The organism is Corallococcus exercitus (genome assembly GCF_042231735.1).
GTDB classification, from domain to species: Bacteria; Myxococcota; Myxococcia; order Myxococcales; family Myxococcaceae; genus Corallococcus; species Corallococcus exercitus_B.
Genome location: NZ_CP102577.1, coordinates 4,638,639 through 4,664,007 on the forward strand (window position 1 = coordinate 4,638,639; position 25,369 = coordinate 4,664,007).

21 protein-coding genes are annotated in these 25,369 nt (G+C 71.4%); 7 read left to right on the plus strand and 14 right to left on the minus strand.

Translation table 11 applies throughout. The features are described from left to right. Window positions 1-32: 32 nt before the first annotated feature. From pilQ to NR792_RS18055, 8 genes are all read right to left on the minus strand, one after another. Window positions 33-2,828 carry a type IV pilus secretin PilQ gene (pilQ, locus tag NR792_RS18020; protein ID WP_375761251.1) on the minus strand — a complete coding sequence of 932 codons (2,796 nt, stop codon included), beginning with the start codon at window positions 2,826-2,828 and terminating at the stop codon, window positions 33-35. 58 nt (window positions 2,829-2,886) lie between these two features. Beyond that, a complete protein-coding gene (locus NR792_RS18025; protein ID WP_338280787.1) occupies window positions 2,887-3,447 on the minus strand; it encodes a pilus assembly protein PilP in 561 nt (186 codons plus the stop codon). 44 nt (window positions 3,448-3,491) lie between these two features. Beyond that, entirely contained in the window at window positions 3,492-4,076 is a 585-nt protein-coding gene (locus NR792_RS18030) for a type 4a pilus biogenesis protein PilO (protein WP_375761252.1), read from the minus strand. A gap of 22 nt (window positions 4,077-4,098) precedes the next feature. Further along, the gene (locus NR792_RS18035) at window positions 4,099-4,782 is read right to left on the minus strand and encodes a PilN domain-containing protein (RefSeq protein ID WP_375761253.1); all 684 of its coding nucleotides are present in this window, start codon (window positions 4,780-4,782) and stop codon (window positions 4,099-4,101) included. Window positions 4,783-4,815: 33 nt separating this feature from the next. Continuing rightward, window positions 4,816-5,898 (minus strand): type IV pilus assembly protein PilM, encoded by a 1,083-nt coding sequence (pilM, locus tag NR792_RS18040; RefSeq protein WP_014399064.1) that lies wholly within the window; start codon window positions 5,896-5,898, stop codon window positions 4,816-4,818. A 241-nt stretch (window positions 5,899-6,139) separates the two neighbouring features. Next, on the minus strand, window positions 6,140-7,552 hold the full coding sequence (locus NR792_RS18045) for a sigma-54-dependent transcriptional regulator (protein WP_375761254.1): 1,413 nt from the start codon (window positions 7,550-7,552) through the stop codon (window positions 6,140-6,142). Window positions 7,553-7,588: 36 nt separating this feature from the next. Continuing rightward, the gene (locus NR792_RS18050) at window positions 7,589-8,707 is read right to left on the minus strand and encodes a sensor histidine kinase (RefSeq protein WP_375761255.1); all 1,119 of its coding nucleotides are present in this window, start codon (window positions 8,705-8,707) and stop codon (window positions 7,589-7,591) included. Window positions 8,708-8,714: 7 nt separating this feature from the next. Continuing rightward, window positions 8,715-9,788 (minus strand): prepilin peptidase, encoded by a 1,074-nt coding sequence (locus tag NR792_RS18055; protein ID WP_375761256.1) that lies wholly within the window; start codon window positions 9,786-9,788, stop codon window positions 8,715-8,717. Between the two features lie 230 nt (window positions 9,789-10,018). Here NR792_RS18055 and NR792_RS18060 point away from each other — a divergent pair, with 230 nt between their 5' ends. The 4 genes from NR792_RS18060 to NR792_RS18075 all read left to right on the plus strand — a co-directional run bounded on the left by NR792_RS18060 (window position 10,019) and on the right by NR792_RS18075 (window position 13,384). Next, a complete protein-coding gene (locus tag NR792_RS18060; protein ID WP_375761257.1) occupies window positions 10,019-10,624 on the plus strand; it encodes a type IV pilin protein in 606 nt (201 codons plus the stop codon). 120 nt (window positions 10,625-10,744) lie between these two features. Continuing rightward, window positions 10,745-11,659 (plus strand): tetratricopeptide repeat protein, encoded by a 915-nt coding sequence (locus NR792_RS18065; protein ID WP_375761258.1) that lies wholly within the window; start codon window positions 10,745-10,747, stop codon window positions 11,657-11,659. Further along, window positions 11,640-12,620, plus strand: coding sequence for an ABC transporter ATP-binding protein (locus NR792_RS18070; RefSeq protein ID WP_375761259.1), 981 nt, complete (start codon window positions 11,640-11,642; stop codon window positions 12,618-12,620). The genes NR792_RS18065 and NR792_RS18070 overlap by 20 nt, the downstream gene beginning before the upstream one ends. After that, on the plus strand, window positions 12,617-13,384 hold the full coding sequence (locus NR792_RS18075) for an ABC transporter permease (RefSeq protein ID WP_375761260.1): 768 nt from the start codon (window positions 12,617-12,619) through the stop codon (window positions 13,382-13,384). Before NR792_RS18070 ends, NR792_RS18075 begins: the two co-directional genes overlap by 4 nt. Here the strand turns inward: NR792_RS18075 and NR792_RS18080 are convergent. The 6 genes from NR792_RS18080 to rffA all read right to left on the minus strand — a co-directional run bounded on the left by NR792_RS18080 (window position 13,381) and on the right by rffA (window position 22,143). Then, a complete protein-coding gene (locus NR792_RS18080; RefSeq protein ID WP_375761261.1) occupies window positions 13,381-15,756 on the minus strand; it encodes a YfhO family protein in 2,376 nt (791 codons plus the stop codon). The genes NR792_RS18075 and NR792_RS18080 overlap by 4 nt on opposite strands. Before the next feature lie 52 nt (window positions 15,757-15,808). Continuing rightward, window positions 15,809-17,587, minus strand: coding sequence for a tetratricopeptide repeat protein (locus NR792_RS18085; protein ID WP_375761262.1), 1,779 nt, complete (start codon window positions 17,585-17,587; stop codon window positions 15,809-15,811). Window position 17,588: 1 nt separating this feature from the next. Further along, complete coding sequence (locus NR792_RS18090) at window positions 17,589-18,452, minus strand: class I SAM-dependent methyltransferase (protein ID WP_375761263.1); 864 nt, start codon at window positions 18,450-18,452, stop codon at window positions 17,589-17,591. Then, the gene (locus NR792_RS18095; protein WP_375761264.1) at window positions 18,449-20,218 is read right to left on the minus strand and encodes a glycosyltransferase family 39 protein; all 1,770 of its coding nucleotides are present in this window, start codon (window positions 20,216-20,218) and stop codon (window positions 18,449-18,451) included. Before NR792_RS18095 ends, NR792_RS18090 begins: the two co-directional genes overlap by 4 nt. 93 nt (window positions 20,219-20,311) lie before the next feature. Then, the gene (locus NR792_RS18100) at window positions 20,312-21,019 is read right to left on the minus strand and encodes a WbqC family protein (protein ID WP_375761265.1); all 708 of its coding nucleotides are present in this window, start codon (window positions 21,017-21,019) and stop codon (window positions 20,312-20,314) included. Beyond that, a complete protein-coding gene (rffA, locus tag NR792_RS18105; RefSeq protein WP_375761266.1) occupies window positions 21,013-22,143 on the minus strand; it encodes a dTDP-4-amino-4,6-dideoxygalactose transaminase in 1,131 nt (376 codons plus the stop codon). The genes NR792_RS18100 and rffA overlap by 7 nt, the downstream gene beginning before the upstream one ends. Before the next feature lie 166 nt (window positions 22,144-22,309). On the opposite strand from rffA, the gene NR792_RS18110 reads away from it, so the two are divergent. Genes NR792_RS18110 through NR792_RS18120 form a run of 3 tightly spaced genes read left to right on the plus strand, consistent with a single transcriptional unit; the run spans window position 22,310 to window position 25,369 of the window. Then, window positions 22,310-23,311 carry a glycosyltransferase family 2 protein gene (locus NR792_RS18110; RefSeq protein ID WP_375761267.1) on the plus strand — a complete coding sequence of 334 codons (1,002 nt, stop codon included), beginning with the start codon at window positions 22,310-22,312 and terminating at the stop codon, window positions 23,309-23,311. Beyond that, window positions 23,298-23,999: a class I SAM-dependent methyltransferase gene (locus NR792_RS18115; protein ID WP_375761268.1), complete on the plus strand. Its 702-nt coding sequence runs from the start codon at window positions 23,298-23,300 to the stop codon at window positions 23,997-23,999. Before NR792_RS18110 ends, NR792_RS18115 begins: the two co-directional genes overlap by 14 nt. Further along, complete coding sequence (locus NR792_RS18120; protein ID WP_375761269.1) at window positions 23,996-25,369, plus strand: FAD-dependent oxidoreductase; 1,374 nt, start codon at window positions 23,996-23,998, stop codon at window positions 25,367-25,369. The genes NR792_RS18115 and NR792_RS18120 overlap by 4 nt, the downstream gene beginning before the upstream one ends.

Sequence of the window (25,369 nt, forward strand, 5' to 3'; positions counted from 1 at the left end):
GACGGGTCTCTCCCAATCAGGGCGCGAAGCCATCAGAGGCTCTGCGCGATGGTCTGCCGGTTGAGGATGCGAGGCGTGACAAAGATGAGCAGTTCCTGCCGCTCATCCGTCTCCGTGGTGCTCCGGAAGAAGAAGCCGAGCACGGGGATCCTGGCCAGGAAGGGCACCGAGTCGCGCGAGGTGCTGCCCCGGCGCACGTAGATGCCGCCGATGACCGTGGTGTCGCCATCCTTCACCAGGACCTGGGTGTAGGCCTCCTTGCGCTGGATGGACGGCTGGCCGTTGGCGCCGGTGTTGGACGGGTCCGGCTGGTTGTTCTGCGCCGCGATGGACATGAGGATGCTGCCGTCCTGGGTGATGTGCGGCGTGACTTCCAGCGACAGGCGCGCTTCCACGAAGGTCGTGTTCACGCCGCCCGCGGACGTCTGGCTGAACGGGATGGACAGACCCTGGCTGATGCGGGCCGTGTTGTTGTCCAGCGTGGTGACCTTGGGCGACGAGATGGTCTTCACCGTGCCCTCCGTCTCCGCCGCGGACAGGCGCAGGTTGAGCTGCACGGCGCCGCCCGCGGAGCCGAAGGCGAAGCCCATGGCGCCACCGAGGCCCTCACCCACCGCCGCCGGCAGGTTCACCGCGAAGTTGGGCTGCGTCGGGACGCCCGGCGCCGCGCCACCCGCGCCGCCCGTGACACCGACGGTGCTGGGGAAGATGAGGCCGGTGGGGTTGCCGGTCGCGGTGGACAGGCGCGTCTGCCCGCCCCACTGCACGCCCAGGGCGCGGCTGAAGGTGGTGCTCGCCTCCACGATGCGGCTCTCGATGAGGACCTGCGGCGTCTGCGTGTCCAGGCTGCGCACCAGGGCGCGCGCCTTCTCCGTGTTGGAGCGGATGTCCTTGATGATGAGCACGTTGGTGCGCGTGTCCACCGTCACCGAGCCGCGGTCGCTGAGCACTTCCTTCACCCGCGACGACATGTCCGCGGCCACCGCGTAGTTCACCGGCACCAGGCTGACCAGCAGGTCCTCCTGCTGCTGCAGCGACTTCTTGCGCTCCTGGCGCAGCCGCGCCTCCTCTTCCAGGGTCTTCAAGGGCGCGATGCGGATGATGTTGCCCACCTGCTCCTGGCCCAGCTGCTTGGTGCGCAGGATGAGGTCCAGCGCCTGGTCCCAGGGCACGTTGCGCAGGCGGATGGTCACGCGGCCACCGACGTCGTCGGCGACGACGATGTTGCGCTTGGAGATCTCCGCGATGACGCGCAGCAGGTTCTGGATGTCGATGTCCTTGAACTCGAAGGACACGCGCTTGCCGCGGTAGCGCGCCTGCTGGGGCGCGCCCTCCGCCGCGTACGCCGGGGCCTCCGCCGTGAAGCCGGCGGTGCGCTGGGTGACGGCGACCTCCTCCGTCTTCACGCCCTGCACGTCCAGCCGCCAGCTCAGGCTGTTGGCGCCCTGGGTGACGTTCTCCTCGATGGCGCCGTCCGCGGCGACCACCAGGCGCACCTTGCGGCCCTCACCGGGCACGCTGAAGGCGCTGATCATCTTCACGGGCGTTTCCAGCGCGCTGGTGTCCAGGCTGCGCTCCAGCTTCTTGGGCAGGCGCGCGTTCTCCAGCGTCAGCACGGCGCTGCGCGGATCCGGACGGTCCACCTTCCACGCCGTCGCGCCGGACAGCTTCAGCTGCACGCGGCCGCCCGTGGGGCTCTCGTCGAAGGACAGGTCCTTGACCTCCACCACCGCCTGCTGCGGCGCGGCCTGCGCCACCGCGGGCTGCGGCTTCGCGGCGTCCTGCGCGGGCAGCGGCTGCGGGCGCAGGGGCTCGGTCTCCGCCACCGCGTCGCGGGGCTGGGAGGGCTTGGGCTTGCGCGCCACCGCGCCCCCCAGCACCACTTCCAGGCCGCGCTCGGCGCGGTCCACGCGGTACGCGGGCATGTCACCCTTGGCCACGAGGACCAGGCGCACCTTGTCCTCGTGCGCGCCCACGCGCACGTCCTTGAGCAGGTTGCCCTTCACCTTGGGCGCCTTCGCGCTCAGGCCCACGCCGTACACGTCCACGGCCAGGCGGGGCGGATCCACCAGCTCCAGGACCTCGTAGCGGGCGATGTCGCCGTCGGCGGCGACGCGCAGCGCCTCGCCGTCCATGGACAGCCGGGTGATGCGCTGGGCCGGGTGGGCCACCTCGCGCTCATCCGCCTCCGTGGCGACGACATTCTCACGGCCCGGCGCCTGCGACGGCGCGGACTTGGAGGAGGTCCCCTCCTCCGGCACCACCGCCACCATGGCCTCCACGGGCGCGGCCACCGGGGCCGGCGCGGCCTTCACCGGCGCGGCGGCGACGGTCTGGGCGGGGGCGGGCTTCGGCGCGGCGGGCTCCGCCGGCTTCACTTCCGCGGGAGCCTGGGCGGTCGCGGCGGCGGGGGCCACCGGCGAGCCGTCCACGGAGATGACCACGCGGTTGCCCTCCGCGCGGACGTCGTACTGGGAGGCCTGGTCGAGCGCCACCAGCACGCGGCCCACGCTGGCGCGCGCGTCGGAGAACTGGGCGGCCACCACGCCGGACACCGGACCGGTGCCGTCATGGTGCCCCTTGATGCCGGTGGCGTCCGCGGACGACAGGTCCACCACCAGCCGCTCCGGCCCGCTGAGCCGGAAGACGGTGAAGGTGGGCGGCCGGGTCCCGGTCACCACGACCTGGGCACCGGCTCCCGTCCGGGACACCTGCAGGTCCCGCAGCGTGTTCAAATCCGCGCCGTACACCTTGGCGCTTGCCAGGACGACCGCCCATGCGGCCGCCATGATCCACTTGCCCCTCGTCACAGCGCTCTGCTCGAGCATGCGTCCCCTCAACAAGTTGGAAGCGGGCGACGACTGCCCGCGGGCGCGCCGTGGGGCGCTACTCCCAGTTCTTGCCCGTCATCAGGTTGTAGGCGGGGTCCTTCACGCCATCCGCCTTGAGCTGGAGACTCACCGGATTGCTGATGAGCTCGCCCTTGGCACCCGTGAAGACCTCGGTGACGGTGACCGAGTCCCTTAGAATCTGTGTCACCTTGCCGCCCTGGCGCCCCACCCGGGTGTTGCGCCGGACGATGTGGCCGCGGCCCAGGGGGTCCTCGACCATCGCCAGCGGGCTGGCGTCCCCCGTGACGACCGCCACCAGCTTGAGCTGGTCGAGGTCGAACACGCACAGGGGTTCATTGCAGGCCCGCTCCGGTGCGTCACGCGCCACCGGCCCGAGCTCCTCCAGCGGACTGCGGAACGGATCCCGCTTGCCCACCGGACTGTATGTGTAGACGAACGCTGGCGCCGCCGACGCCTCGGTCTTCTCTTCCACCGGGGCCGGCGCGGGGGCGGCGGCCTGGGGGGGAGCAGGTGGCGGGGCTGGGGGCGTGTCCTCACAAGCGGACAGGGTCAGCGCCATCACCGCAGCGGTCATCGTGGACTTGAACGTCTTCATCCGCGTCATCCCTTGTCGCCCCAGTTGCCGGGCGGATCAAGTTTCTAGTTGCTCTTCGTCTCGATGAACCGGAACGTCGTCGCCAGGAAGCTGCTCTGGAGGACCACCTTCTCGTTCTTCAGGGTCGCGCCATCGAGCTTGATGTTGTTGACGTTCACGATGCGGCGCATGTTGGCCATCTCCTGCAGGAACATGGCGATCTCGTGGTAGTTGCCGCTCACCGTCATCCGGATGGGGATGCGCGCGAAGAACTCGTTGCCCTCGACGTACTCCCTGTCGGGCTCCACGCGGGAGATCTCCAGGCCGGACTTCTTGCCGATGTCGTTGATCTGCGCGAGCAGCTCCTCCATGTCGCGCCGCTCCGGCAGCTCCGTGAGGGCCTCCGCCAGCTTCTGCTCGAGCACGTCCATCTCACGACGGCGCTCGTTGAGGTTCTGGGCGATCTCGCTCTTCTCCGCGAGCTCCAGGTCCAGCGTCCGGCGCTCCGCCTGGCGGCGTGTGATGTCCTCCTCCGTGGGCTGGATGAAGGAGAAGAAGTTGCCCACGGTCAGCAGGACGACGAGTGCCGCGAGCCCGCCGAACTTGGCGGCGGGAGGGGCCTTCGCGAGTTGATCCAGGTATTTTTCCATGACAGGGGTCCTTCGCCGCCAATCAGATGGCGTAGTTGGCGGTGAGGGTGAGCTTGAACTCGACGAACGGCGCGGCGCCGGCCTGGGAGGGCTTGGTCTGCACGGCGTTGGTCAGTTCGATGTTTCCGAAGAAGGGCTTGATGTCGCTGGCGGAGAACTCCTCCACGCTGGCGGTCTCCGTGTTGAAGAGCTCCACGCGCGACGTCTTGCTGGCGCCGCGGCCCTGATCCACCAGGCGCCCCATGCCCTTGGGCGTCCACACCATGCCGCCCAGGCCGCGCATCAGCTCGGCGACCTCGTCGTGGCTGACCGCGCCGCCGTTGATGGTGACGCTGTTGGCGGCCTCCACGAAGTCCTTGAGCCAGACCTTCTTGGGCATGGCGGAGGACAGCGCGTCCAGCATGCGCACCGGGCCGTTGCGGCCCTTGCGCAGCGTGTCCAGCACCGCGAGCTTCTTCTCCACCTCCGCCTTGCGGGCGTTGATGTTGGTCACCTCGCCGATGACCTTCTCCAGCTCCGCGATCTTCGCGCGCGTCTGGACGATGCCCTGTTTGGTGCGCTCCAGCTCGCCGTCACGGTCCGCGAACCAGAAGTAGTTGCCAACCACCGCGGCGATCAGGACCGCGGCGTAGAGGGCCAAAATCTGCCGGCCCATCTCCCGCTTCTTCACCGCCCGGACGGGCAGCAGGTTGATTCGGATCATCATGTGCGTTCAGTTCCTCAAAAGGTCAGAGCGGGATCAGCCCAGCTTGTCGCCCGGACGCCGGAGCGCCAGTCCCACGGCCACCGCGGCCATGGGCGCCACGTCCATGATGAACGCGGGGTCGAACTTGCGGTTGTCCACTTCAATCTTCCGGAACGGGTTGAGGATCTCCACCGGCACGCCGGTCCGCGCCTCGATGGTCTTGAACAGGGCGGGAATCTTCGCGGTGCCGCCGGACAGGTAGACCTTGGTGAAGTTCGAGTCCGCGGCGGTGCCCGCGTAGAAGTCCAGCGAGCGCTGGATTTCACCGGCCACCTGCTCCGCGACGCTGGAGAGCACGCGCTCCACGTCCTGGGGAACGACGGCGTCCGCGTCCGCGCGGTTGCCGCCGATCTTCAGCGCCTCCGCCTCCTCGTAGGAGACGTTGAGCTGCTTCTGGATCTCTTCGGTGAACTGGTTGCCGCCGATGGTCACGTCACGGGTGAAGACGGTGACGCCGTTGGCGATGATGTTGATGTTCACCACGGAGGCGCCGGCGTTGATGAGGACGACGGTCTCCTTGTCCGGCAGCTCGTAGTTCGTGGAGAACATGTTCTGGACGGCGAACGCGTCCACGTCCACCACCACCGGCGCGAGGCCCGCCTCGGAGACCACGGTGGTGTAGTCGTTGATCATGTCCTTCTTGGCGGCCACCAGCAGCACGTCCATCTGACCGGTGGCGTCGTTGCCGCCGCCGTCGAGGATCTGCGTGTCGATGTTCACGTCCTTCACGTCGAAGGGGATGTACTGCTCCGCCTCCCACTGGATGCTCTCCTCGAGCTCTTCCTGGCTCATGCGGGGCATCTGGATCTTCTTGATGATGACCGAGTGGCCGGACACGCCGATGGCGACGTCCTTGCCCTTGACCTTCAGTTCGGACATCAGCTCCTGGACGGCCTGGACGATGGCCGTGGAGTTCATCAGCGCGCCGTCCACGATGGCTTCAGGAGGCAGCGGCTTCATTCCGAAGCTCTGGAGCGCGTAGCCGACTTCACCGCGCTTGCGCTGCTCCTTGAGCATGATCATCTTGATCGACGTCGACCCGATATCCAGCCCGAGTGCCAGTTTGCCCTTCGCCATGCGTAACTCCATCGGAGAGGCGGCCAGCGTAGCACCGGCTTGATACCCCTCCTAAAAAGTGCTTGGCGCCCGGCCGCCCTGCGGACGGGAGAGCGCCGTGATGACCGGCCACGACCGCGCCCCCTGACCCACCTTCGCGGAGGCCCGATTTTCCGGCCCCGGCCGCGTTCCGTCAAATGGCGCCGGAGGATTCCTGCCGGAGGATTCTTGAAAGGCGGCCAGCCGGGCACCTCCCCTGCCCTCAGGTCCGGGTGCCCTCGGCGTCCGGATCGATGCCGTACTCCTTGATCTTGTAGAGGAGCGCCCGGTGGCTGATGTCCAGCACCTCCGCCGCCCGGGTGCGGTTGCCCTTCGTGCGCCGCAGCGCCGCCCGGATGTAGGACTCCTCCAGCTCCCGGATGGCGCGCTTGAGCGACAGGTCGCCTGCGGCCTGTAGCGGCGCGGCCGTCCCCGCCGGGGCGGGTGCGGAAGCCGCCCACAACTTCTCCGGCAGGCAGCCAGGCGCGACGTGGGTGCCCTCCGCGAGCAGCACCGCGCGCTCCATGGCGTTCTCCAGTTCGCGCACGTTGCCGGGCCAGGCGTAGGCCGTCATCAGGGCGTCCGCTTCCGGGGTGAAGCCCTCCACCGGTGGATCACGGTTGAGCTCGCGGTTGAAGCGGTGGAGGAAGGCGCGGGCGAGCAGCGGGATGTCCTCGCGGCGCTCGCGCAGGGGCGGCAGGGTGAGGTTCACCACGTTGAGGCGGTAGTAGAGGTCCTCGCGGAAGTCGCCCTTTTCCACCAGCTTGCCCAGGTCGCGCAGCGTGGCGGCCACCACGCGCACGTCCACGCGCTCCACGCGGCTCTCCCCCACCGGGCGGATCTCCCCCTCCTGCAGCACGCGCAGGAGCTTCACCTGCGCGCCCAGGGGCAGCTCGCCCACTTCGTCGAGGAAGAGCGTGCCGCCGTCGGCCTCCGAGAACAGGCCCCGGCGGGCGGTGCGCGCGTCGGTGAAGGCGCCCTTCGCGTGGCCGAACAGCTCGCTCTCCAGGAGGCCGTGGGGGATGGCGCCGCAGTTGACGGCGACGAAGGGCATGGCGGCGCGGCGGCTCTGGCCGTGCAGCTCGCGCGCGATGAGCTCCTTGCCGGTGCCGCTCTCCCCGGAGATGAGCACCGTGGTGTCCACGGGCGCGACGCGCGCCACCTGCTTGAGCACCGCCTGGAGCGCGGCGCTCTGTCCCAGGATGTGGCCTCCGGACGCGCCGGGCAGCTGCGCCTCGTGCAGCCGGCGGTTCTCGCGCACCAGCCGCTCGCGCTCCTCGGCCTTGCGCAGGACGAGGACGATCTCCTCCGGCTTGAAGGGCTTCTGGACGTAGTCGTACGCGCCCGCCTGCACCGCCTCCAGCGCCTGCTCCTGGGAGCCGTACGCGCTCATCACCACCACGGTGAGGCCGGGCTGCTCCGCGAGCGCGGCCTTGAGCACCGACAGCCCGTCGCGCTTCGGCATGCGCACGTCCGTCACCAGGACGTCGTAGGCGCGGGCGGACAGCTCGCGCAGGGCCTCGTCTCCGTCGGCGACGGCGCGCACGTCGTAGCCCTTGTCGGTCAGCACCAGGGTGAGGATGTGGCGGATGGACGGCTCGTCGTCGGCGACGAGGACGGTGCGGAAGAGGGGCATGGGGTGCGGCCCATCATATGCCGTCCGGCCACGCCGTCAGGCCGCTGGCAGGGACAAACGGAAGCACGCGCCGCCGCCCGCGCCGTCGCGCGCGTCCAGCCGGCCGCCCATGCCCTGGGCCAGGTTCAGCGACACCGCGAGTCCCAGGCCCGTGCCCTGCCGCCCCTTGGTGGTGAAGAACGGCTCGAAGAGGTGCGCCCGCACCTCCGGGGACAGGCCCGGCCCGCTGTCCTGCACCTCCACCAGGACGAGCGAGCCCTCGCTCCGGGTGGAGACGCGCACGCGGCCCTCGCCCCCCATGGCCTGGGCGGCGTTGAGCAGCAGGTTGATGAGGATCTGCGACAGGGGGCCCGGGTCCGCGCGGGCCAGCAGGCCGGGCGTCACCTCCAGCAGGACGTCCACCCGGTCCAGCTCCGGCCCGGCGCGCACCAGCCGCACGCACGTCTCCACCACCTGCCCCACGTCCACCGGCCCGGGCTGGGGGCTGGCCGGACGGCCCAGGTCCAGCAGCCCCCGCACGATGCGGTCGATGCGGAGCACCTCGTGGTCGATGCGCTCCAGGAAGTCCGTCAGCTCCGCGCCCTGTGCCCTGGACCGCGCCAGGGAGAGGTAGCCCAGGATGCCCGCCAGCGGGTTGCCCACCTCGTGCGCCACGCCCGCGGCCAGCTTGCCCACCGTGGCCAGCCGCTCGGAGGCGACCAGCTCCGTCTGCGCCCGCGCGAGCCGCGCGTTCGCCTCGCGCAGCGCCTCCAGCTGCGAGCGCGTGAGGGCCTGCTCCTGGCGCAGCGCCTCCGCCATGCGCCTCAGCTCGCCCTGGATGCGCGACAGGAACGGCCCGCCCTGTCCGGAGAGCGGCACGTCCAGTTGCAGCCGGCCCAGCTGCTCCACGGACTTCTCCATGGCGCGCAGCGGGCGGCCCACCGCCAGGTACAGCACGCCGTAGGCCAGGAGCGTCAGCACCAGCAGGTCCAGCCCCAGCGCCAGCGGCAGGAAGGCGCGGATCCGCGCCAGCCCCTCCATGTCCAGCGACCCTGGCAGCGCCAGCCGGCGCGCCGTGTCCAGCAGGCGGATCAACACCGGCTGCAGCGTCAGCCACGACAGGCCCGTGGACAGCGAGCCCAGGAGGAACGCCACGCTGGCGATGCGCCACTTCATCCCCGCATCACCGCGTCCCCCCGAGCATCAGCGCCACCTCCAGGGGCAGCACGCGCGCGAGCAGCGGCCCCAGCAGCATCACCTCCAGCCCCGCCAGCGCCAGCCACGGGCCGAAGGGGATGTTGGTGGGACCGGGGACCCACTCCTCCTCCTCGCCCGCTTCATCCAGCTCCGCGTCCGGGATGGGCTGGAAGAGCAGGCACCAGGGCACGAGCACCACCCGCTTCCACAGGGGCAGGCCGGGCTTCGTGAAGTCCCACGTCATCGTGGGCTCGGGCTCCTCCTCTTCCTTCGGAGCCTCCACCGCCGCCGGGGTCACGGAGGCGTCGGCCCGCGGGTCCTGGGGCGCCGGAGGCGAGCCTTCCGCTTCCGGGGCACCGCGCGGGCCCGCCCTTCCCGTGAGGGCGAGCAGCGCCACGCCCACGATGGAGCCCTGCAGCGACGAGAAGAAGAGGATGCCCAGGAGCGAGTGCCAGCCCAGGAACGCGCCCAGGAGGGCGACGAGGAACTTGTCCCCGCCGCCCAGCGCCTCGCGCTTGAAGGCGCGCCAGCCCACGTACTCCATCAGCCGGAAGCCGAGGAACCCCACCGCCGCGCCCAGCGCCGCCTGCGCCACCGCGCCGCCGCCCCGGGGAATGGCCAGCAGCACGCCCGCGGCGATGCCCGGCAGCGTCAGCGAGAACGGGAGGATCCAATGTTCCAGGTCGATGAAGGTGAGCGGCACCAGCAGGAACACGAGCACCAGCGCGGGCACCAGCTCGTACGTCCAGTCAAAGCGCTTGAGACACGCGAGGAACAACAGCCCCGTGAGCAGCTCCACCATCACGTAGCGCGGGGAGATGGGCATGCCGCAGCCCCGGCACTTCCCGCGCAGGCCCAGCCACGACAGGACGGGGATGTTCTCGTACCAGGAGAGGACATGCCCGCACTTCGGGCAGCGGGACCCGGGCCGCACGATGCTCAGTCCTTCGGGCACCCGCGCGATGACCACATTAAGGAAGGAGCCGATACACAGGCCGAGGATGAACAGGAAGAGGATGAAGAGGGGCTCGGCCCAGCCCGGCGCGTAGGTGAACGTCACGGAGCCCGGAATCCTACCCGCCGCTTCCGGAGCTGGCGACTGCGCGATGGCGGACGAAAACCGTCAGCGCCGGTGACAAAAATTGGCAGCCCTCCCGCTGATCCATCCCCTGCCCTGCCTGACCGCCCTGGGAATCCCGGGGGTTGGGCGGATTGTTCGGCGTGGCACTCTTCGTGCTAAGAGTTCGCACGTCGTTCAACCCCCCTCTGCCTGCCGCGGAGTTCCCAAACATGATGAACCGTCTCTTCCGGAAGAAGGGTGGCTTCACCCTCATCGAGCTGATGATCGTGGTCGCCATCATCGGCATCCTGGCCGCCATCGCCATCCCGAACTTCATCCGCTTCCAGGCGAAGTCGAAGCAGTCCGAGGCCAAGACGAACCTCAAGGCCATCTTCACGGCGCAGAAGTCGTACTTCGGTGAGAAGGACAAGTACTCCACCGACTTCACGGTCATCGGTTTCGACCCCGAGCCCGCGAACCGCTACAGCTACGGCCTGAAGACCGGCTGCGTGGGCGCCGTCGCGGCGACCAGCACCGGTCGCGCGGACGCGAAGGTGGGCTGCATCGGCCAGGACGTGGCGAAGTTCACCACCGCGCCGACCGCCAAGGACGCGATCGCGGCCCTGGGCGTGCAGCCCGGCGTGAACAGCTGCCCGAGCTGCTTCTTCAGCGCGAACGCGGTCGGTAACGTCGACAACGACCCGATCGGCGACGCCTGGGGCATCACCTCCTCCCCGACGGGCGCGACGCTGGCCGGCACCTGCGGCGTGGACACCAACCTGGTGGCCGCCGGCGAGCCGGGCAACGCGTACAACGACGTGAGCTGCGACCAGTAGTCGGTCAAGCGGCTTCGCCTGAGACTGCCGCGGATCCGTCGTGACGGATCGCAGCGGGGGATGGCAGAATCCATGGGGCGCCCGGGCATATCGGGCGCCCCATTTTCGTTGGGTGGAGCCATGGACAAGGTGTACCTGCGATTCGTCCCGGGCGTGTTGTTGGTGGCGCTGTTGTCCGCGCCCCCCCGGCCCGTCTCCAGGCAGGGCGGTGGGCCCCTGTTGCCCCGGCCCGGACTGCTCAAGACGCTCTTCCGCTCCCAGCAGGGGCTGGTCACCGACTACTTCTGGATCCTCCTGCTCAACCGCATTGGCGCGGCGTCGCGGCCGGCGGAGTACCGCGACATCTACGACTACGCGGACCTGGTCACCGACCTGGATCCCACCTTCTGGCAGGCCTACTTCTACGCGGGCATCACCATCCCGGTGCACCTGGGCAAGGGTGAGTACCTGAACGTCGAGGAGTCGAGCGCCATCCTGCGCAAGGGGCTCCAGCACCTGCCGGGCAACCAGCGGCTGGCGTTCCAACTGGCGTACAACCTGATGTTCTTCGAGAAGAAGTACAAGGACGCGGCGGACATCATCCAGGAGCTGGCCCAGCGGCCTGACGCGCCCGCCTGGTACTCGGCGCTGGCCACGCGCCTGTACGCCCAGTCCGGCGACTTCGACAGCAGCCTGTCGCTGAGCATGGCGCTGCGCGACGGCGCGGAGGACGACGAGACGCGCGAGTTCTACGCGCGCCGCGTGCAGGAGATCCTCCAGGAGCGGCTGCTGCGCACCATCGACGCGGCCATCACCCGCTACCGCGAGCGCGAGGGCCGCCTGCCCGACGACCTGCCCGCGCTGGTCTCCGCGGGAGACCTGTCCCAGCTCCCCGTGGATCCGCTGGGGGGCACGTTGTTCCTGGGCGAGGATGGCCGCGCCTATTCCGACGCCGCGCGCTTCCGCATGGAGCTCATCCAGGATGAACGCACCGAGGACGGCGAACGCCTGGTCCCCAAACCCCGAGTCACGACCCATGACGAATCCCAGCCCTGAAGCCCCGCCCATCGAGGCGCAGGGGCTGCACAAGACCTACAAGGTCGGCTTCTGGTTCAACCGCACCGTGCGGGCGCTCCAGTCGCTGGACCTGCGGGTGGACGCCGGGCAGATCTACGGGCTGCTCGGCCCCAACGGCGCGGGCAAGTCCACGACCATCAAGATTTTGATGAACCTGGTGCGCCCCAGCGGCGGCACCGCGCGGCTCTTCGGGCAGCCGGTGGAGGACGCCGCCACGCGCAGGCTGGTGGGCTTCGTGCCGGAGAACCCCGCGCCCTACGAGTACCTCACGGGCCGCGAGTTCGTGACGCTGGCCGGGCAGCTGGCGGGCCTGTCCGGCCACGAGCTGGACGGACGCGTCACCGAGGTGCTGGGCGCGGTGGAGATGGCGGGCGCGGAGAAGCTGCAGATCCGCCGCTACTCCAAGGGCATGGTGCAGCGCGTGGCCCTGGCGCAGGCGCTGGTGTCCCGGCCGAAGCTGCTCATCCTGGACGAGCCCACGAGCGGCCTGGATCCGCTGGGGCGCCGGCAGATGCGCGACCTCATCCTGGCCGAGCGCGAGAAGGGCACCACGGTGCTCTTCTGCAGCCACATCATCCCGGACGTCGAGTCGCTGTGCGACCGGCTGGCGGTGCTGGTGGGCGGCCGCCGCGTGCGCGAGGGCAGCGTGCAGGAGCTGGTGTCCGCGCAGGTGCCCACGGTGGAGGTCGTGGTGGAGGGGCTGAAGCCGGAAGAGGTGCGCGGGCTGGGCGTTCCGCTGGAGTCGGTGCAGGCGCTCGATGGCCGCGTGATGTTGCAGGTGGCGGACGTGGACAGCCAGCGGCTCCTGGGTGGCGTGCTGGGCGCGGGCGGCCGGGTGAACCGGATGCAGCCGGCGCGCTTCTCGCTGGAGCAGCTGTTCATGAACGCCCTGAAGGAATCAGGCCGCGCATCGAGCGTGGGTGGGGAGATCAACACGTGAGCGCCTTCAGCGCGATGATGTGGAATGGCTTTCGCGAGGCGCGCCGCAACCGGGTGACGGTGGTGGTGGGCGTGTTCGCCGCGGTGGTGCTGCTGTCCTCCTCGCTGGTGACGGAGGTGACGGTCGCCACCTTCGACCGCGTGCTGACGGACTTCGGCCTGGGGATGATGAGCATCATCCTCGTGTTCCTCACCATCTTCCTGTCCAGCAGCCTGCTCAGCCGGGAGATTGAGCGGCGCACCATCTTCCTGGTGGTGAGCAAGCCCGTGTCCCGCCGTCAGTTCCTGCTGGCGCGCCTGGCGGGCACCATGCTGACGCTGGGCGTGCTGCTGGCGGCGATGACGGCCGTGTTCCTGGGCGAGCTGCTGCTCTTCGGCGCGAGCGTCACCTCCACGCAGCTTTTGGCCAGCGCGGGGCTGTGGTTCGAGCTGCTCGTCATCAGCAGCGTGGGCATCCTGTTCTCCAGCTTCGCGGGGCCCGCGGTGTCCGCCATCGCCACCACGGGCATGTACTTCACGGGGCACCTGACGGGGGACCTGTACTCCATCGCCAACCGCTCGGAGAGCCTGCTGGTGCGGGGCATTGGCAAGACGCTGTACTACGCGCTGCCCAACCTGGAGCGGGTGAACTTCCGGCCCCACGCCACGTACGCGATGCAGGTGGACGCCGCCACGTTCTTCTCCGGCGTGGGCTACAGCCTGGCGTGGACGATGGTGCTCACCACGCTGGCCATCGTCATCTTCGAGCGGCGCGACTTCCGCTAGGCCGCCGCCCGGCGCCTGGGGACGAAGCGCCGCCCCAGGCACGCCAGCGCGAGCCCCAGCCACGCCGCCCCGCCCAGCAGCAGCCCCGCCGTCAGGCCGGGGGTGCGGTAGCGCAGCTCCACCCGGTGCTGGCCCGCGGGCACCGCCACCGCGCGGACCGCCACGTCCGCGGGGAGGATGGGGACGTCCTGCCCGTCCACGGTCGCGCGCCACCCCGGCTGGTACGCGTCGTTGACCACGAGCACCGCGGGGGCCAGGGCCTCCACGTCCACCGTGAGATGCTCCGGCGTGCCCGGCGCCACGTGGAGGGCCCCCAGCGGGCCCTCCGGCGTGGGCGGCAGCGGGGTTTGGCACTCCACGATGGCGACGTCGGGGGGCGGCAGCTGGGGCGACGCCATCCGCCGCATGGCCTCCGCCCGGCCCTCCACGCACTCCGGACGCGCCAGGTGGATGCGCGGCGCGGCGTCCGCGTACTCCACCAGGGTCAGCCCCATGAGCGGATCCACGAAGGTGCTCCGCGCGGACAGCCGGGCGCCCAGCTCCCGCTGCTCCGCCGTCGCGAAGGCGATGAACCGGGTGCCCAGCCGGGGCGCGAGCCGGGTGAACCAGTGCACCCGGTCCGCCTTGAGCTGACGCACGCGGGGGCTCACCCCGGGCAGGTACTCGTTCGCGCTCTCCAGGCCCCACAGGGCCACCATGTCCGGCGCCAGGACGGACAGCTGCAGCAGGTTGAGGGCGTCGTTGTGGCGCAGGCCGGGCAGCCGCGGCGCCGGCAGGTCGCGCAGCGACGAGGCCACCCGGACCGGCTCCCCGGGCGCCGTCAGCGCGCGGACGCGCTCCACGAAGGCGGGCGGCGTGGTCAGCAGCTCCTCCGGAGAGAGCTGGTACAGCGGCTCATGGGCCCGCGTGAGCGCCCCCCACTGCAGGGCCACGAGCAACGCGCCCTGGAGGGCGGGCCGCTCGCGCAGGAGCACCAGCGCCGCGCAGGCGGACGCGAGCACCGCCCCGGCCACCGCGCTGGAGAGGACGTTGGCGGACAGCCCCTGGAGCACCGGACCGGGGACCTCCGGCCAGCGGACGCGCAGCCAGTGCTGGCTCCACCCCTGCCCCGCCGCCTCTGCCAGCGCGAGCCCCGCGCACGGCAGCGCCAGGAGCAGCCCCACCCAGACCACGGCCCGGGCGCCCTGGCCTGGCGCGAGGCACCGCTTCCAGCCCAGGCCCGCGGCCACCGCGAGCCCCAGGGACAGGAGCGGCACCAGCTTCTCCGGGTAGCGGAACGGCCGCCAGAACGGGACGAGCTGGTAGGCCCAGCCGTACACCGGCAGCGCGTCCCCCAGGCAGAGCGCGGCCAGCAGCAAGCAGAGCGCCGCGAGCGCCCAGGCCCGCCAGTGCCGGACGGAAGCGGCGAGCCCCGCCAGCGCCAGCACGCACGCGGGCATCCCCAGGTACACCGAGTCCACCCACGTGCGAGTGAAGCCGCCGGACGGCACCAGGTGCGCCACCACCACGGGGGGGATGCCCTGCGTGCCCTCCGCGTCCGCGAGGAAGGGCCCCAGGACGAGCTCCCAGAGCCGCAGCGGGTGGAGCGAGAAGCGCTGCGCCTCCACCAGCGAGCGGGCCCCCGGCTCCGAGCCCGCGGTGAGCGCGGCGGCGGGCAGCAGCTGCGGCGCGGCCAGCAGCCCTCCGGCGAGGACGAGCAGCGCGCACGCCCCCACGCGGCGGCGCCACGGCCCGGCATGCGGCTCCAGGGCCGCCAGGCACACGATGCAGGCGTTGGCCATGACGAACGCCTGGGCATCCCCGGCGAACGCCACCAGGGCCAGCACCATGCCCGCGAGCGTCAGCCGGGTGAGGCCCGGCTCGCGCAGGAAGCGCAGCGCGAGCCAGAGCGCCAGGGGGAGCGTGCTCGCCGCCTGGAGGTACGTGGGGTTGTTGGTGATGCAGACCAGGTAGCCGCAGAACGCGAAGGTCACCCCCGCGAACAGCGCTCCCGCGCGCGGCACGCCCCAGGCCCGGACGAGCGCGTACGTGCCCCCCAGCGCCAGGGGGAAGCAGGCCAGGAGCGTCACCTTCGCGGCCAGCCCGAACGGCAGCACGAGGTGCAGCCACAGGAACGGGTGGAACGCCCCGGTGATGAAGATGCCGGGGAAGGACTGGCCCAGCCCGTCATAGGGGAGCCAGTCGGGGAACTCGAGTGAGGACACGCGCGAGGCCCAGTAAGCCCGCATGGGGTAGAAGGCCCGGAGCGTGTCCCCGGCCATGAAGGCGCCGGACGTGAAGAGCGCCCGGAAGAAGAAGAGGCCCCACAGGAGCGCGGCCAGCGCGACCAGCCCCCAACGCCCGCCCGCTGTCCCACGCTCCTGGTCGCCCATCGCGCTCCCTGGCCGTCCGGCCCGCCGGTGCCGGACCATAGCGGACGGACCTTCAGCGCGGTGGAGCGGATGCGGCGCTCCGGGCCTGCGCCAGCGCCCTGCGCGCGGCCACGAGCCCCGGCTCCAGCCGGAGCGCCTCCTCCAGCGGGGGGACGGCCTCCGAGGGACGTCCGGCGCGCAGCAGCGTGCGGCCCAGCTCCATCAGCGAATCCACCCGCTTGGGCGCCAGGCGGAGCGCGTCCTGGAAGCGCGCGATGGCCGTCTCCAGGTCCCCTTCGTTGCGCGACACGAGCCCCAGGTTGTGCCACGCGACGGGGTTGTCCGGCATGAGGCGCACCGTGCGCTCCAGCTCCTTGCGCGCGTCGCCGAACCGGCCCGCCTTCGCGTACGCCACCGCGAGGTTGTTGTGGACGCGGAACTCACCGCCCATGCCCCGCACCGCGATTTCGAGCTCGGGGATGGCCTCCCGCACCCGCCCTGCGTTGAGGTGCAGGTTCCCCAGGTTGGCGTGGATGAGCGGCTGGTCCTTCGAGGTCTCCTGGACGTAGGTCCAGAGGGTCAGGTCGTCACGCCAGACCGGCACGTAGAACACGGTCAGCAGTGTGAACGCCCCCAGCACGCCCCCGGTCGCGAGCGCGACGGTCCGAGCGTGCTCGGGCCAGCGTGACAAGAGCCCGCGCACGCCCAGGGCCATCCACAGGGTGAAGCCGATGGACGGCAGGTACAGGTAGCGCTCGGCGTAGGCGTCCACGCCGCGCGCCTGAAGCGCCATCGCGGGCAGGAAGGGCACCACCAGCCAGAGCCACCCCGCCAGCATCACCTCCTGCTGCCGGCGCCAGGCCCAGAGGCCCAGCGCGAGCACCGCGAGGATGATGACGGCGCCCACCCAGACCCGGGGATCCGCCGCGGACTCCACGAGCCCTCCCGGAGACGCCACCGACAGCGGCACGGGCCAGACGAGCTTGCCGCCCAGGTCCGCAGGGAACGCGAGCGTCCCGATGACCCGCACCAGGAGCGACCGGCCGCCGTGGCCCGAGGGCAGCGCCCCGCCCAGCGCGGACAGGCGGAGTCCGGCGTAGGCGACGAACCCCAGGCCCAGCAGCGCGAAGCGGCGGACCTGGGCGAGCAGCCCGCCCCGGGCCTCCGCGGAGGTCCACACCCGCTCCATCACCCACAGCAGCACGGGCAGGACGACCGCCGTCTCCTTGAGCAGCAGGCCCAGCAGCCACACCCCGCCCGCGGCCAGCGCCCGCGCGGGCGTGGCGGGCACGGGCCACCACAGCCGCACCGCCACCAGCACCGCCAACGCCATGCCCACGTCCATCGCGCCGGCGACCCAGGCCACGGCTTCCGTGTGCACGGGATGCAGGGCGAAGAAGAGCGCGCCCGCCAGCGCCGCCCAGGCAGCGGCGTCCTCCCGCGCGGGGCGCTTCGCGAAGAGGCTGGCGCGCAGGAACCAGAGCGTCAGGGCTGATACCGACGCGTGCATCAGCATGAGCGCCAGGTGGTGCGCCCAGGCCTGGAGCCCGAAGCCCTGACGCAGCACGAAGAGGAAGACGTGCATCAGCGGCCGGTAGTAGTGGTGCCGCGGGTCCTGCGCCGTGGAGGACTCCATGAAGCCGAACAGCGGCTGGCTGAACACCTCCCGCATGCCCGCCGCCGAGCGCACCCACGGGTTCTCCAGCACGAGCTGGTTGTCGTCGTAGACGAACCCGTTCGCCAGCGACCCGGCGAACACGAGCAGCGACGCGAGGACCACCAGGCCGTACTGGAGGCCGGGGCGCGCGAGCAGGGACCGGGTGACACCCGCGGTCGATGCGGCCTGTTCCATGTCAGCGCCCCTCCACGTGAGCGACCATCATCAAGCTGGTTCCCAGGGGCAGCGCCCCTCCCCTTCGCAGCCACGCCTGCTCCACGGACAGCATCGCGCGCAGGGCCGAGGCGGCCAGCCCGCCCCGGGAGCCATGCTCCATCTCCTGCCGCGCGCGCACCTCGGCCCGGGAGCGCAGTCCCAGCCGGCTTGGCACGGCGCGCATCAGCCACAACGGCAGCGGCAGCGGCGCGAAGAGGTAGGAGGCGAAGTCCACCGCGAAGCCGGAACGCCGCAGCAGCGCGCACAGCGCGCCTCGCGTGTAGCGGCGGAAGTGTCCCGCGACGACGTCGTCCTCGGCCCACAGCCAGCCAAAGGCCGGCACCGTGAGGTACAGCCGGCCGCCGTCCTCCAGCAGCTCCCGCGCGACGGACAGGAGCCGTGCGTCATCCTCGACGTGCTCGATGACGTCGAAGAAGCCCAGCGCGGGAAGCGAGCGGGGGCAGAAGCCCGCCTCCTCCAGCGTGGCGCAGACCACGGGGGAAAGCCCACGCGCCCGGGCCTGACGCGCCCCTTCCAGCCCCGGCTCGACGACGACCACCGGAATGCCCGCGTCCCGCAGCCCGGCGGCGACGTAGCCATTGCCTCCGCCCAGGTCGACGAGCGGCCCCCGGGGCGGCCACGCCTGGACCGCCTGCGTGATGCAGCGGTTGCGGTGCTGGAACCAGAAGGAGGCGTCCTCCACCTGGCGGCAGCTCGCATGTCCGTCCTCCGGATACGAGATGGGAGCGCTCCGCTCCGCCGCCGTCCAGATGCCCTCCTCCAGCGGCACCAGGCCAGGGGCCCACCGGCGCAGCGCTTCTGCCGCCCCCCCGGGGCCGCTCATGGCGTGGACTCCTTGGCGGAGGGCACGGGCGCTGAATACCCCGGGGGAACGGGCGCGGGCTCCTCCACGGAGGACTCCGCCGGCAGGATGCGCCAGGGCTCCGGCCCGCGGCCCGGCTTCAGCCGGAAGAAGCGCCGGTCCGGGTAGCGCTCGCGCAGCGCCTGGAAGTGGCCAATGCCGTCATGCAGGACGATGACGTCCTCCGTGTCGCCTGGCGCCGGCGGTGCCCATTCGAACACCCAGCTGCCCACCCGGCGGAACTCCGGCACGTGCCGCCAGACCCGCTCGTACTGGGGCGCCAGCAGCACCGCGCGGCCCAGGTTCGCGTCGTGGATGAACGTGGCCACCGTCTCATGGATCGCGGCCTGCTCGCGCAGCGCGAGCGCGTGGTGCACGTTGAAGATGCCCAACCCCACCGCGAGCGACCCTCCCGTGGCCAGCAGCAACGGCCGGGGAGACACCGAGGCCCGGCGCACGAAGTCCACCGCGCGCTTCCATCCGTGCACGGCCACCAGCGCCAGGGCCGGCGCGCATTCCGAGTAGTGGATGGGCCCCACCGCGTGGATGCCGTGGTTGTCGTGGAAGAGGCCCAGGCCCAGCAGCGACACCACGGCCAGCGACAGCAGCACGGTGAGCCGGTCCCACGCGGCGCCCAGGGCCACCAGCGCCACGCCGAGCGGCCCGAGGAACCACACCGCCAGCATCAGGACGTTGTAGCTGGTGTTCGCCCCGAAGCGCTGCAGCAGCGTGCCGTCCTCTTGCGTGAGCCGCGCGGGGAACGTGTACATGGACACGCGCGCGGGCAGCAGCGCGTCGCCGGTGACGGCGTGGTTGAAGGCGAGGAAGGCCACCACCGGCAGCAGCCACCCCAGCGCCAGTCCGCCCAGGCACGGGCCGACGGGCAGCTGGCGACGCGCCATGCGCCACAGCAGGTCCAGGTAGAAGGGCGCGAGGAAGAAGAGCGTCTCGAACGGCCGGCACAGGAAGGACACCCCGCTCACCAGGCCCAGCACCGCCCACCCGCGCGCGCCCCGCTCCCCGGCGCGAAGGAAGGCCACCACCGCCACGGCCAGCGCCGCGCGCGACAGCAGGTGCCCGTGCGTGGTCATGGAGAGCATGGCGGACATGGGGGACAGCAGCACCAGCGCCGCGGCCACCCCACCCCACGCGGGCCCCAGCCGGCGGGTCGCCACCCAGGCCACCGTCATCACCGGCACCGTGGCCACCAGCGCGAAGAGCAGCGACCCCGTCCCGGTCAGCTCACTCAAGGCCCACGTCGCCTGCAGGCCCAGCCACTCGAAGCTGGAGACCAGGCCGTCACGCGCGTAGAGGAACAGGCCGGGCTGGGCCAGGGGTGGGCTGAGCATCGGCGTCAGCACATGGCCGGAGGCCAGCACCTGTCCGCCGAAGCGGGCGGACACCTCGTCGTCCGTGACCGGCAAGTCCCGCAGGAAGAAGAAGCGGCCCAGGCGCGCGACGACGAACGCCAGCCCGCCCAGGAGCAGCAGGGCGGCCCGGCGCTCGCGGGCATCCATGGCCTCCACGCGCCGCCACCACCGTCCCAGCGGGGCAGCGAGCGCGGGCGCCAGCGCGAGCCCGAGCAGCGCGCCGCCCGGCACGAGCAACAGCGCGTGGCCCAGCCACAGGTAGAGCTCGCCAGGAGAGCTGTAGGTGAAGGGCCGCTGGAAGGTGACGCGGAGTCCCGGGGACGTCTGGGAGAGGCCGAAGAAGGCCGCCACCAGGAACACGCCCAGGCCCCCCGCCACCGCGGACGTGCGCCATGCACTGCCTTGAGCCGGTACCATCGCCCGTGGGGGTAGCACAGTCCCCGAGTGCCCCGCAAAGCCCGGCGCGGGCCGTCAGGCCCCTCGCCAGCCCCAGATGGCGCGGGGCGCGTCCGGGCCCATATGGACGAGCACATCCAGCACCGTCACCGCGTGCTCGAAGGGCGGGTGCGCCTGCGGGTACTCCGGGTAGCCCGCGTAGTCCTTGTAGGTGAGCACGATGCCCGCCGCGTCGAAGGACTCCTGGCGCAGGTAGTCGCGCGCGGAGGGGCCGGAGACGTAGTGCGTGGCGCCCGCCTGGCGCAGCAGCTCCAGGATGCGCGCCTCCTTGGCGCCCTGGAGCGTCCACTCGCGCGAGTCGCGAAAGCGCGTGGTGAGGCCCAGGAAGTCGCGGGCGATGCGCTGGACGAGGAACTGGTTGAGCTCCGACAGGTGCGTCCAGCTTCGCTCCAGATAGACCTCCTGGAGCAGCGGCGCGACCCACGCGAAGTGGGGCGCCCGGCCGTACTGATGGCGCAGCGTCTGCCAGTGGCGGCGTGCCCAGGCCGCGTCCTCGATGCGCACGTCGCAGATGCGCCGGTCCGTGCGCGAGCCCACCGGCACCGTCAGCCACAGCGGCCCCTGCGCCGTCTTCACGCGGTTGCGGTTGCGCCAGTCGCTGTGCGTGTACTGCACGTCGTCGTAGAAGATGAACGTGTCGACGTCGTGGATGATGTCGAAGTAGCCCTTCCAGGGCAGGTAGTTGGACTGGAGGATGGCCACCGTGTGGCGCGGCTTCAGCACCGGAAGTCCCGCACCGCGGAGAGGACGCGCGCCTGCTCCTCCTCCGTCATCGTGGTGAAGAAGGGCAGCCGCACCAGCCGGTCGCTCACGTCCTCCGTCACCGGGCAGTCGCCGGCCTTGCCGCCGTAGCGCTGGCCCATCTGCGACGCGTGCAGCGGCAGGTAGTGGAAGACCGCGTTGATGCCCTGCGCGCGCAGCTGCTGGATGAAGCGCGTGCGCGCCTCCAGCGACGGCATCAGCAGGTAGTACATGTGGAAGGACTGCTCGCAATGGGCGGGCACGTGCGGCACGGACACGCCCTGGGCCGCGGCCCAGGCGGCCAGCTCGCGGTGGTACGTCTCCCAGAGCGCGCGGCGGCGGGCCTGGATGCGCTCGCGCGCGACGAGCTGCCCGTAGAGGAAGGCCGCCAGCAGGTCCGACATGACGTAGCTGGAGCCGATGTCCACCCACGTGTACTTGTCCACCTGGCCCCGGAAGAAGCGGCTGCGGTTGGTGCCCTTCTCGCGGATGATCTCCGCGCGCTCGGCGTGGTGGGCGTCGTTGATGATCAGCGCCCCGCCCTCGCCGCAGCTGATGTTCTTCGTCTCGTGGAAGCTGAGCGTGGAGAAGGCGCCCAGCGTGCCCAGGGGCCGGCCCCGGTAGGCGCCGAAGAGGCCGTGCGCGTTGTCCTCCGCCACCGGCACGCCGTGGCGCCCGGCGATGGCCAGGATGGCGTCCATCTCACAGCCGACGCCCGCGTAGTGCACCGGGACGATGAGCCGCGTGCGCGGGGTGATGAGCGCCTCCAGCTTCGTCTCATCCAGGTTGAGCGTGTCCGGCCGCACGTCCGCGAAGACGATGCGCGCGCCCCGGAGCGCGAAGGCGTTCGCGGTGGAGACGAAGGTGAAGGACGGGACGATGACCTCATCCCCGGGCTTCAGGTCCAGCAGCAGCCCCGCCATCTCCAGGGCATGCGTGCAGGACGTGGTGAGCAGGGCCTTGCTGCCTGGCAGCGCCGCCTCCAGCACCGCGTGGCACTTCTTCGTGAAGCCCCCATCCCCCATGAGGTGGCTCTTCGCGAGCGCTTCGTCGATGAAGCGCGACTCGTCACCAAGCATCGCCAGCCGGTTGAAGGGAATGGTCATGGGTGCGCCAGAGGCTAGCGCACCTCGGGAGCCTCCGGACCTTCCGGGGGCCCGCGCGGCGCCCGGCGCCTGCCACGGCCTCCCACCAGGCGGGCTCCTGGCGTCGCGTGAGCCCCCTTCCGGCGTGGGAGGCGCTAGAGTCCGCCCGCCCCTTCGCTCCTTCCGCATGCGCACCCCGTCCATCGAGCTCTCCGTGGTCGTCCCCTGCTTCCGGGGTGAGGCCTCGCTGCCGGTGCTGTGCGAGCGGCTGGTGCGCCACCTGGAGGCGCGCGGCGCTCCCTTCGAGATCATCCTGGTGGACGACAGCGCTCGGCCGGCGCTCTGGGCGTGCATCCAGGGCCTGAGCGCGCGCGACGGCCGCATCCGGGGCGTCCAGCTCATGCGCAACTACGGCCAGCACAACGCCACCGTGCGGGGCTTCCGTCACGCGCGCGGCCGCTGGGTGGTGACGCTGGACGAGGACCTGCAGAACCCACCGGAGGAGATTGCCACGCTCCTGTCCCGCGCGGAGGAGGCGGGCGCGGACGTCGTCTACGGCGTCCCCCAGGCCCGCCAGGGGCCGGGGTGGCGCACGTGGGCGTCGCGGCTCATCATGGTGATTCCCCGGCGCGTGATGCAGGTGGACTTCGACATCTCCGCGTTCCGGCTCATCTCCGGCCCGGTGGCCGCGGAGGTGGCGCGCAGCGAGCGCCACGACATCATCCTGGACATCTACCTGTCGTGGGTGACGGACCGCATCACCGCGACGCCCGTGCGCCACGAGCACCCGGAAGGGCTGCGCAGCTCCTACACGCTGCGCAAGCTGGTGCAGGTCTTCTTCAACCTGCTCTTCAACTACGCCACCTTCCCGCTGCGGCTCGCGTCGGTGGGCGGCGTGGCGCTGTCCCTCCTGTCGGGCCTCGCGGGCGTGGCGGTCATCGTCTCCAAGTTCACGGGCACCATCACCGTGCCCGGCTGGGCGTCGCTGGCCATCGCGGTGCTCTTCTCGTCCGGGGTGACGCTCCTGGGCGTGGGCATCCTGTCCGAGTACGTCACGCGCATCTTCCTGCAGATCAACCAGAAGCCCCAGTCCGTGGTGCGCGCCGTCACCGACGGGCACGCGTCACGGGTGCTGGAGCCCCCGGCGTCCGGGGACGCGGCGAGCGGGTCGACACATGGGTATCGCTGAGGAGCAGCGCGCCTTCTACGGGGCGCTGCTGGAGCAGTATGGAGACGACCCCCGGGCCCTGTCGCACCGGGACCAGGCCACCCAGTACGAGCGCTTCCAGCGGCTCTCCCGGCTGTTCGCGCACGAGCCCGGGGACTTCACCGTGCACGAGGTGGGCTGCGGCATGGGCCACTTCGGCGAGTACCTCCGGCACCACCACCCGCGCGCGGCCTACTCCGGCAGCGACGTGCACCCGGGCTTCGTGGACGCGTGCCAGGCCAAGTTCCCCGGGGGCCGGTTCCACACGCGCGACATCGTCGCGACGCTGCCCGGGGACCGGTACGACTACCTGACGCTGTCGGGCACCTTCAACGTGCGGCTGTCCGCGTCCCTCCAGGCCTGGGAGGACTTCGTGCACGGCATGCTCGGCGCCATGTACGCGCTGTGCACGCGGGGCTTCGCGGTGAACTTCCTCACCAGCTACCACGACCCGGAGTTCAGCCGGCAGGAGCTGCACTACCAGCCTCCCGGCGCGCTGCTGGACTTCGTGGTGGGGCACCTGAGCCGCTTCTGGGAGCTGGACGCGGGCGGCCCGCTGTACGAATACACCCTGCGCGTCCACCGGCCCGAAGCCGTCCAGGCGCGCTACCCGGACGAGGCCTTCGCGCGCTACTTCCGCCCGCCCCCCCGTCCACCGGGGACCCCGTGAGCACGCCGCCGCGCATCGCGGTGGTGGGCGCGGGCCCCGCGGGGCTCACCGCCGCCTACGCGCTGGCCCGGACAGGCGCTCGCGTGGAGGTGCACGAGGCCGGCCCGGAGGTGGGCGGCCTGTCGCGCACGCTGGACCTGTGGAACCAGCGCGTGGACCTGGGCCCCCACCGCTTCCACTCGCAGGACGCGCGCATCCTCGCGCTGTTCCGGGAGGTGGTGGGGGAGGACTGGGGCCTGGTGCGGGCGCACCCCGGCATCTTCCGCGAGGCCCACGTCCTGGACTACCCGCTGCGCGCGGCGGACGTGGTGCGCAAGGAGGGGCTGCTCGAGTCCGCCCGCTGCGTCCTCAGCTTCGCGCGGCAGCAGGCGCGGCCCCGCGCGCCCGTGCGCACCTTCGAGGACTGGCTGGTGCGCCACTTCGGTCCCCGCGTGTACGCGCGCTTCTTCCGCGACTACAACGAGAAGTTCTTCGGCGTGCCGCTGGGGCAGCTGGACGCGGCGCTCGCAGGCCCGGCCAGCAAGGACGCGTCGCTGGTGAGCACCGTGCTCAACGCGCTGCGCACGCAGTGGGACAACGCGCGCGCGGGCGCGGTGAAGGAGGTGACGCAGGACTTCCCCTACCCCGTGCGCGGCACCGGCATGGTGTACGAGCGGATGGCGCGGGGCGTGCGCGAGCACGGGGGCGAGGTGTTCCTGGACAGCCGCGTGGAGGCGCTGGAGGTGCAGGGCCGGCGGGTGACGGGCCTGCGCACGTCGCGCGGCGCCCTGCCCTACGACTACGTGGTGTCGAGCGCCCCGCTGGCGCCCCTGGTGTCCCAGCTGCCGGAGCTGCCCGGCGACGTGCGCGAGCACCTGCGCCGCGCGCGCGACGTGCTCACCTTCCGCAGCAACCTCCTGGTGTACCTGGAGGTCCAGTCCTCCTCCCTCTTCCCCTATTCGTGGCTGGAGATGCACACCCCCGCCGTGCGCGTGGGGCGCGTCACCAACTTCCGCAACTGGGTGCCCCAGCTCCACGGGGCAGAGGCCTCCTCCATCCTCTGCATGGAGTACTGGTGTTCCCACGAGGAGCCCCTGTGGTCCGCCCCCGACGCGGAGCTGGTGGCGCTGGCGAAGCGCGAGCTTTCGGCCACGGGGCTGGATGGCGGGGCGGGCGTGGCGCGGGGCCACGTGGTGCGGCTGCCCCGCTGCTTTCCCGTCTACCGCCCGGGCTACCAGGACGTGCTGCGCCCGCTGCGCGAGTACCTGGGGGGCTTCGAGCGGCTGGGCAACATCGGCCGGGGCGGCCAGTTCTCCTACAACAGCCAGGACGCCAACTGGCGCATGGGCCTGGAGGCCGCGGACCAGGCCCGCGCCGCGCTGGGCTGGTGA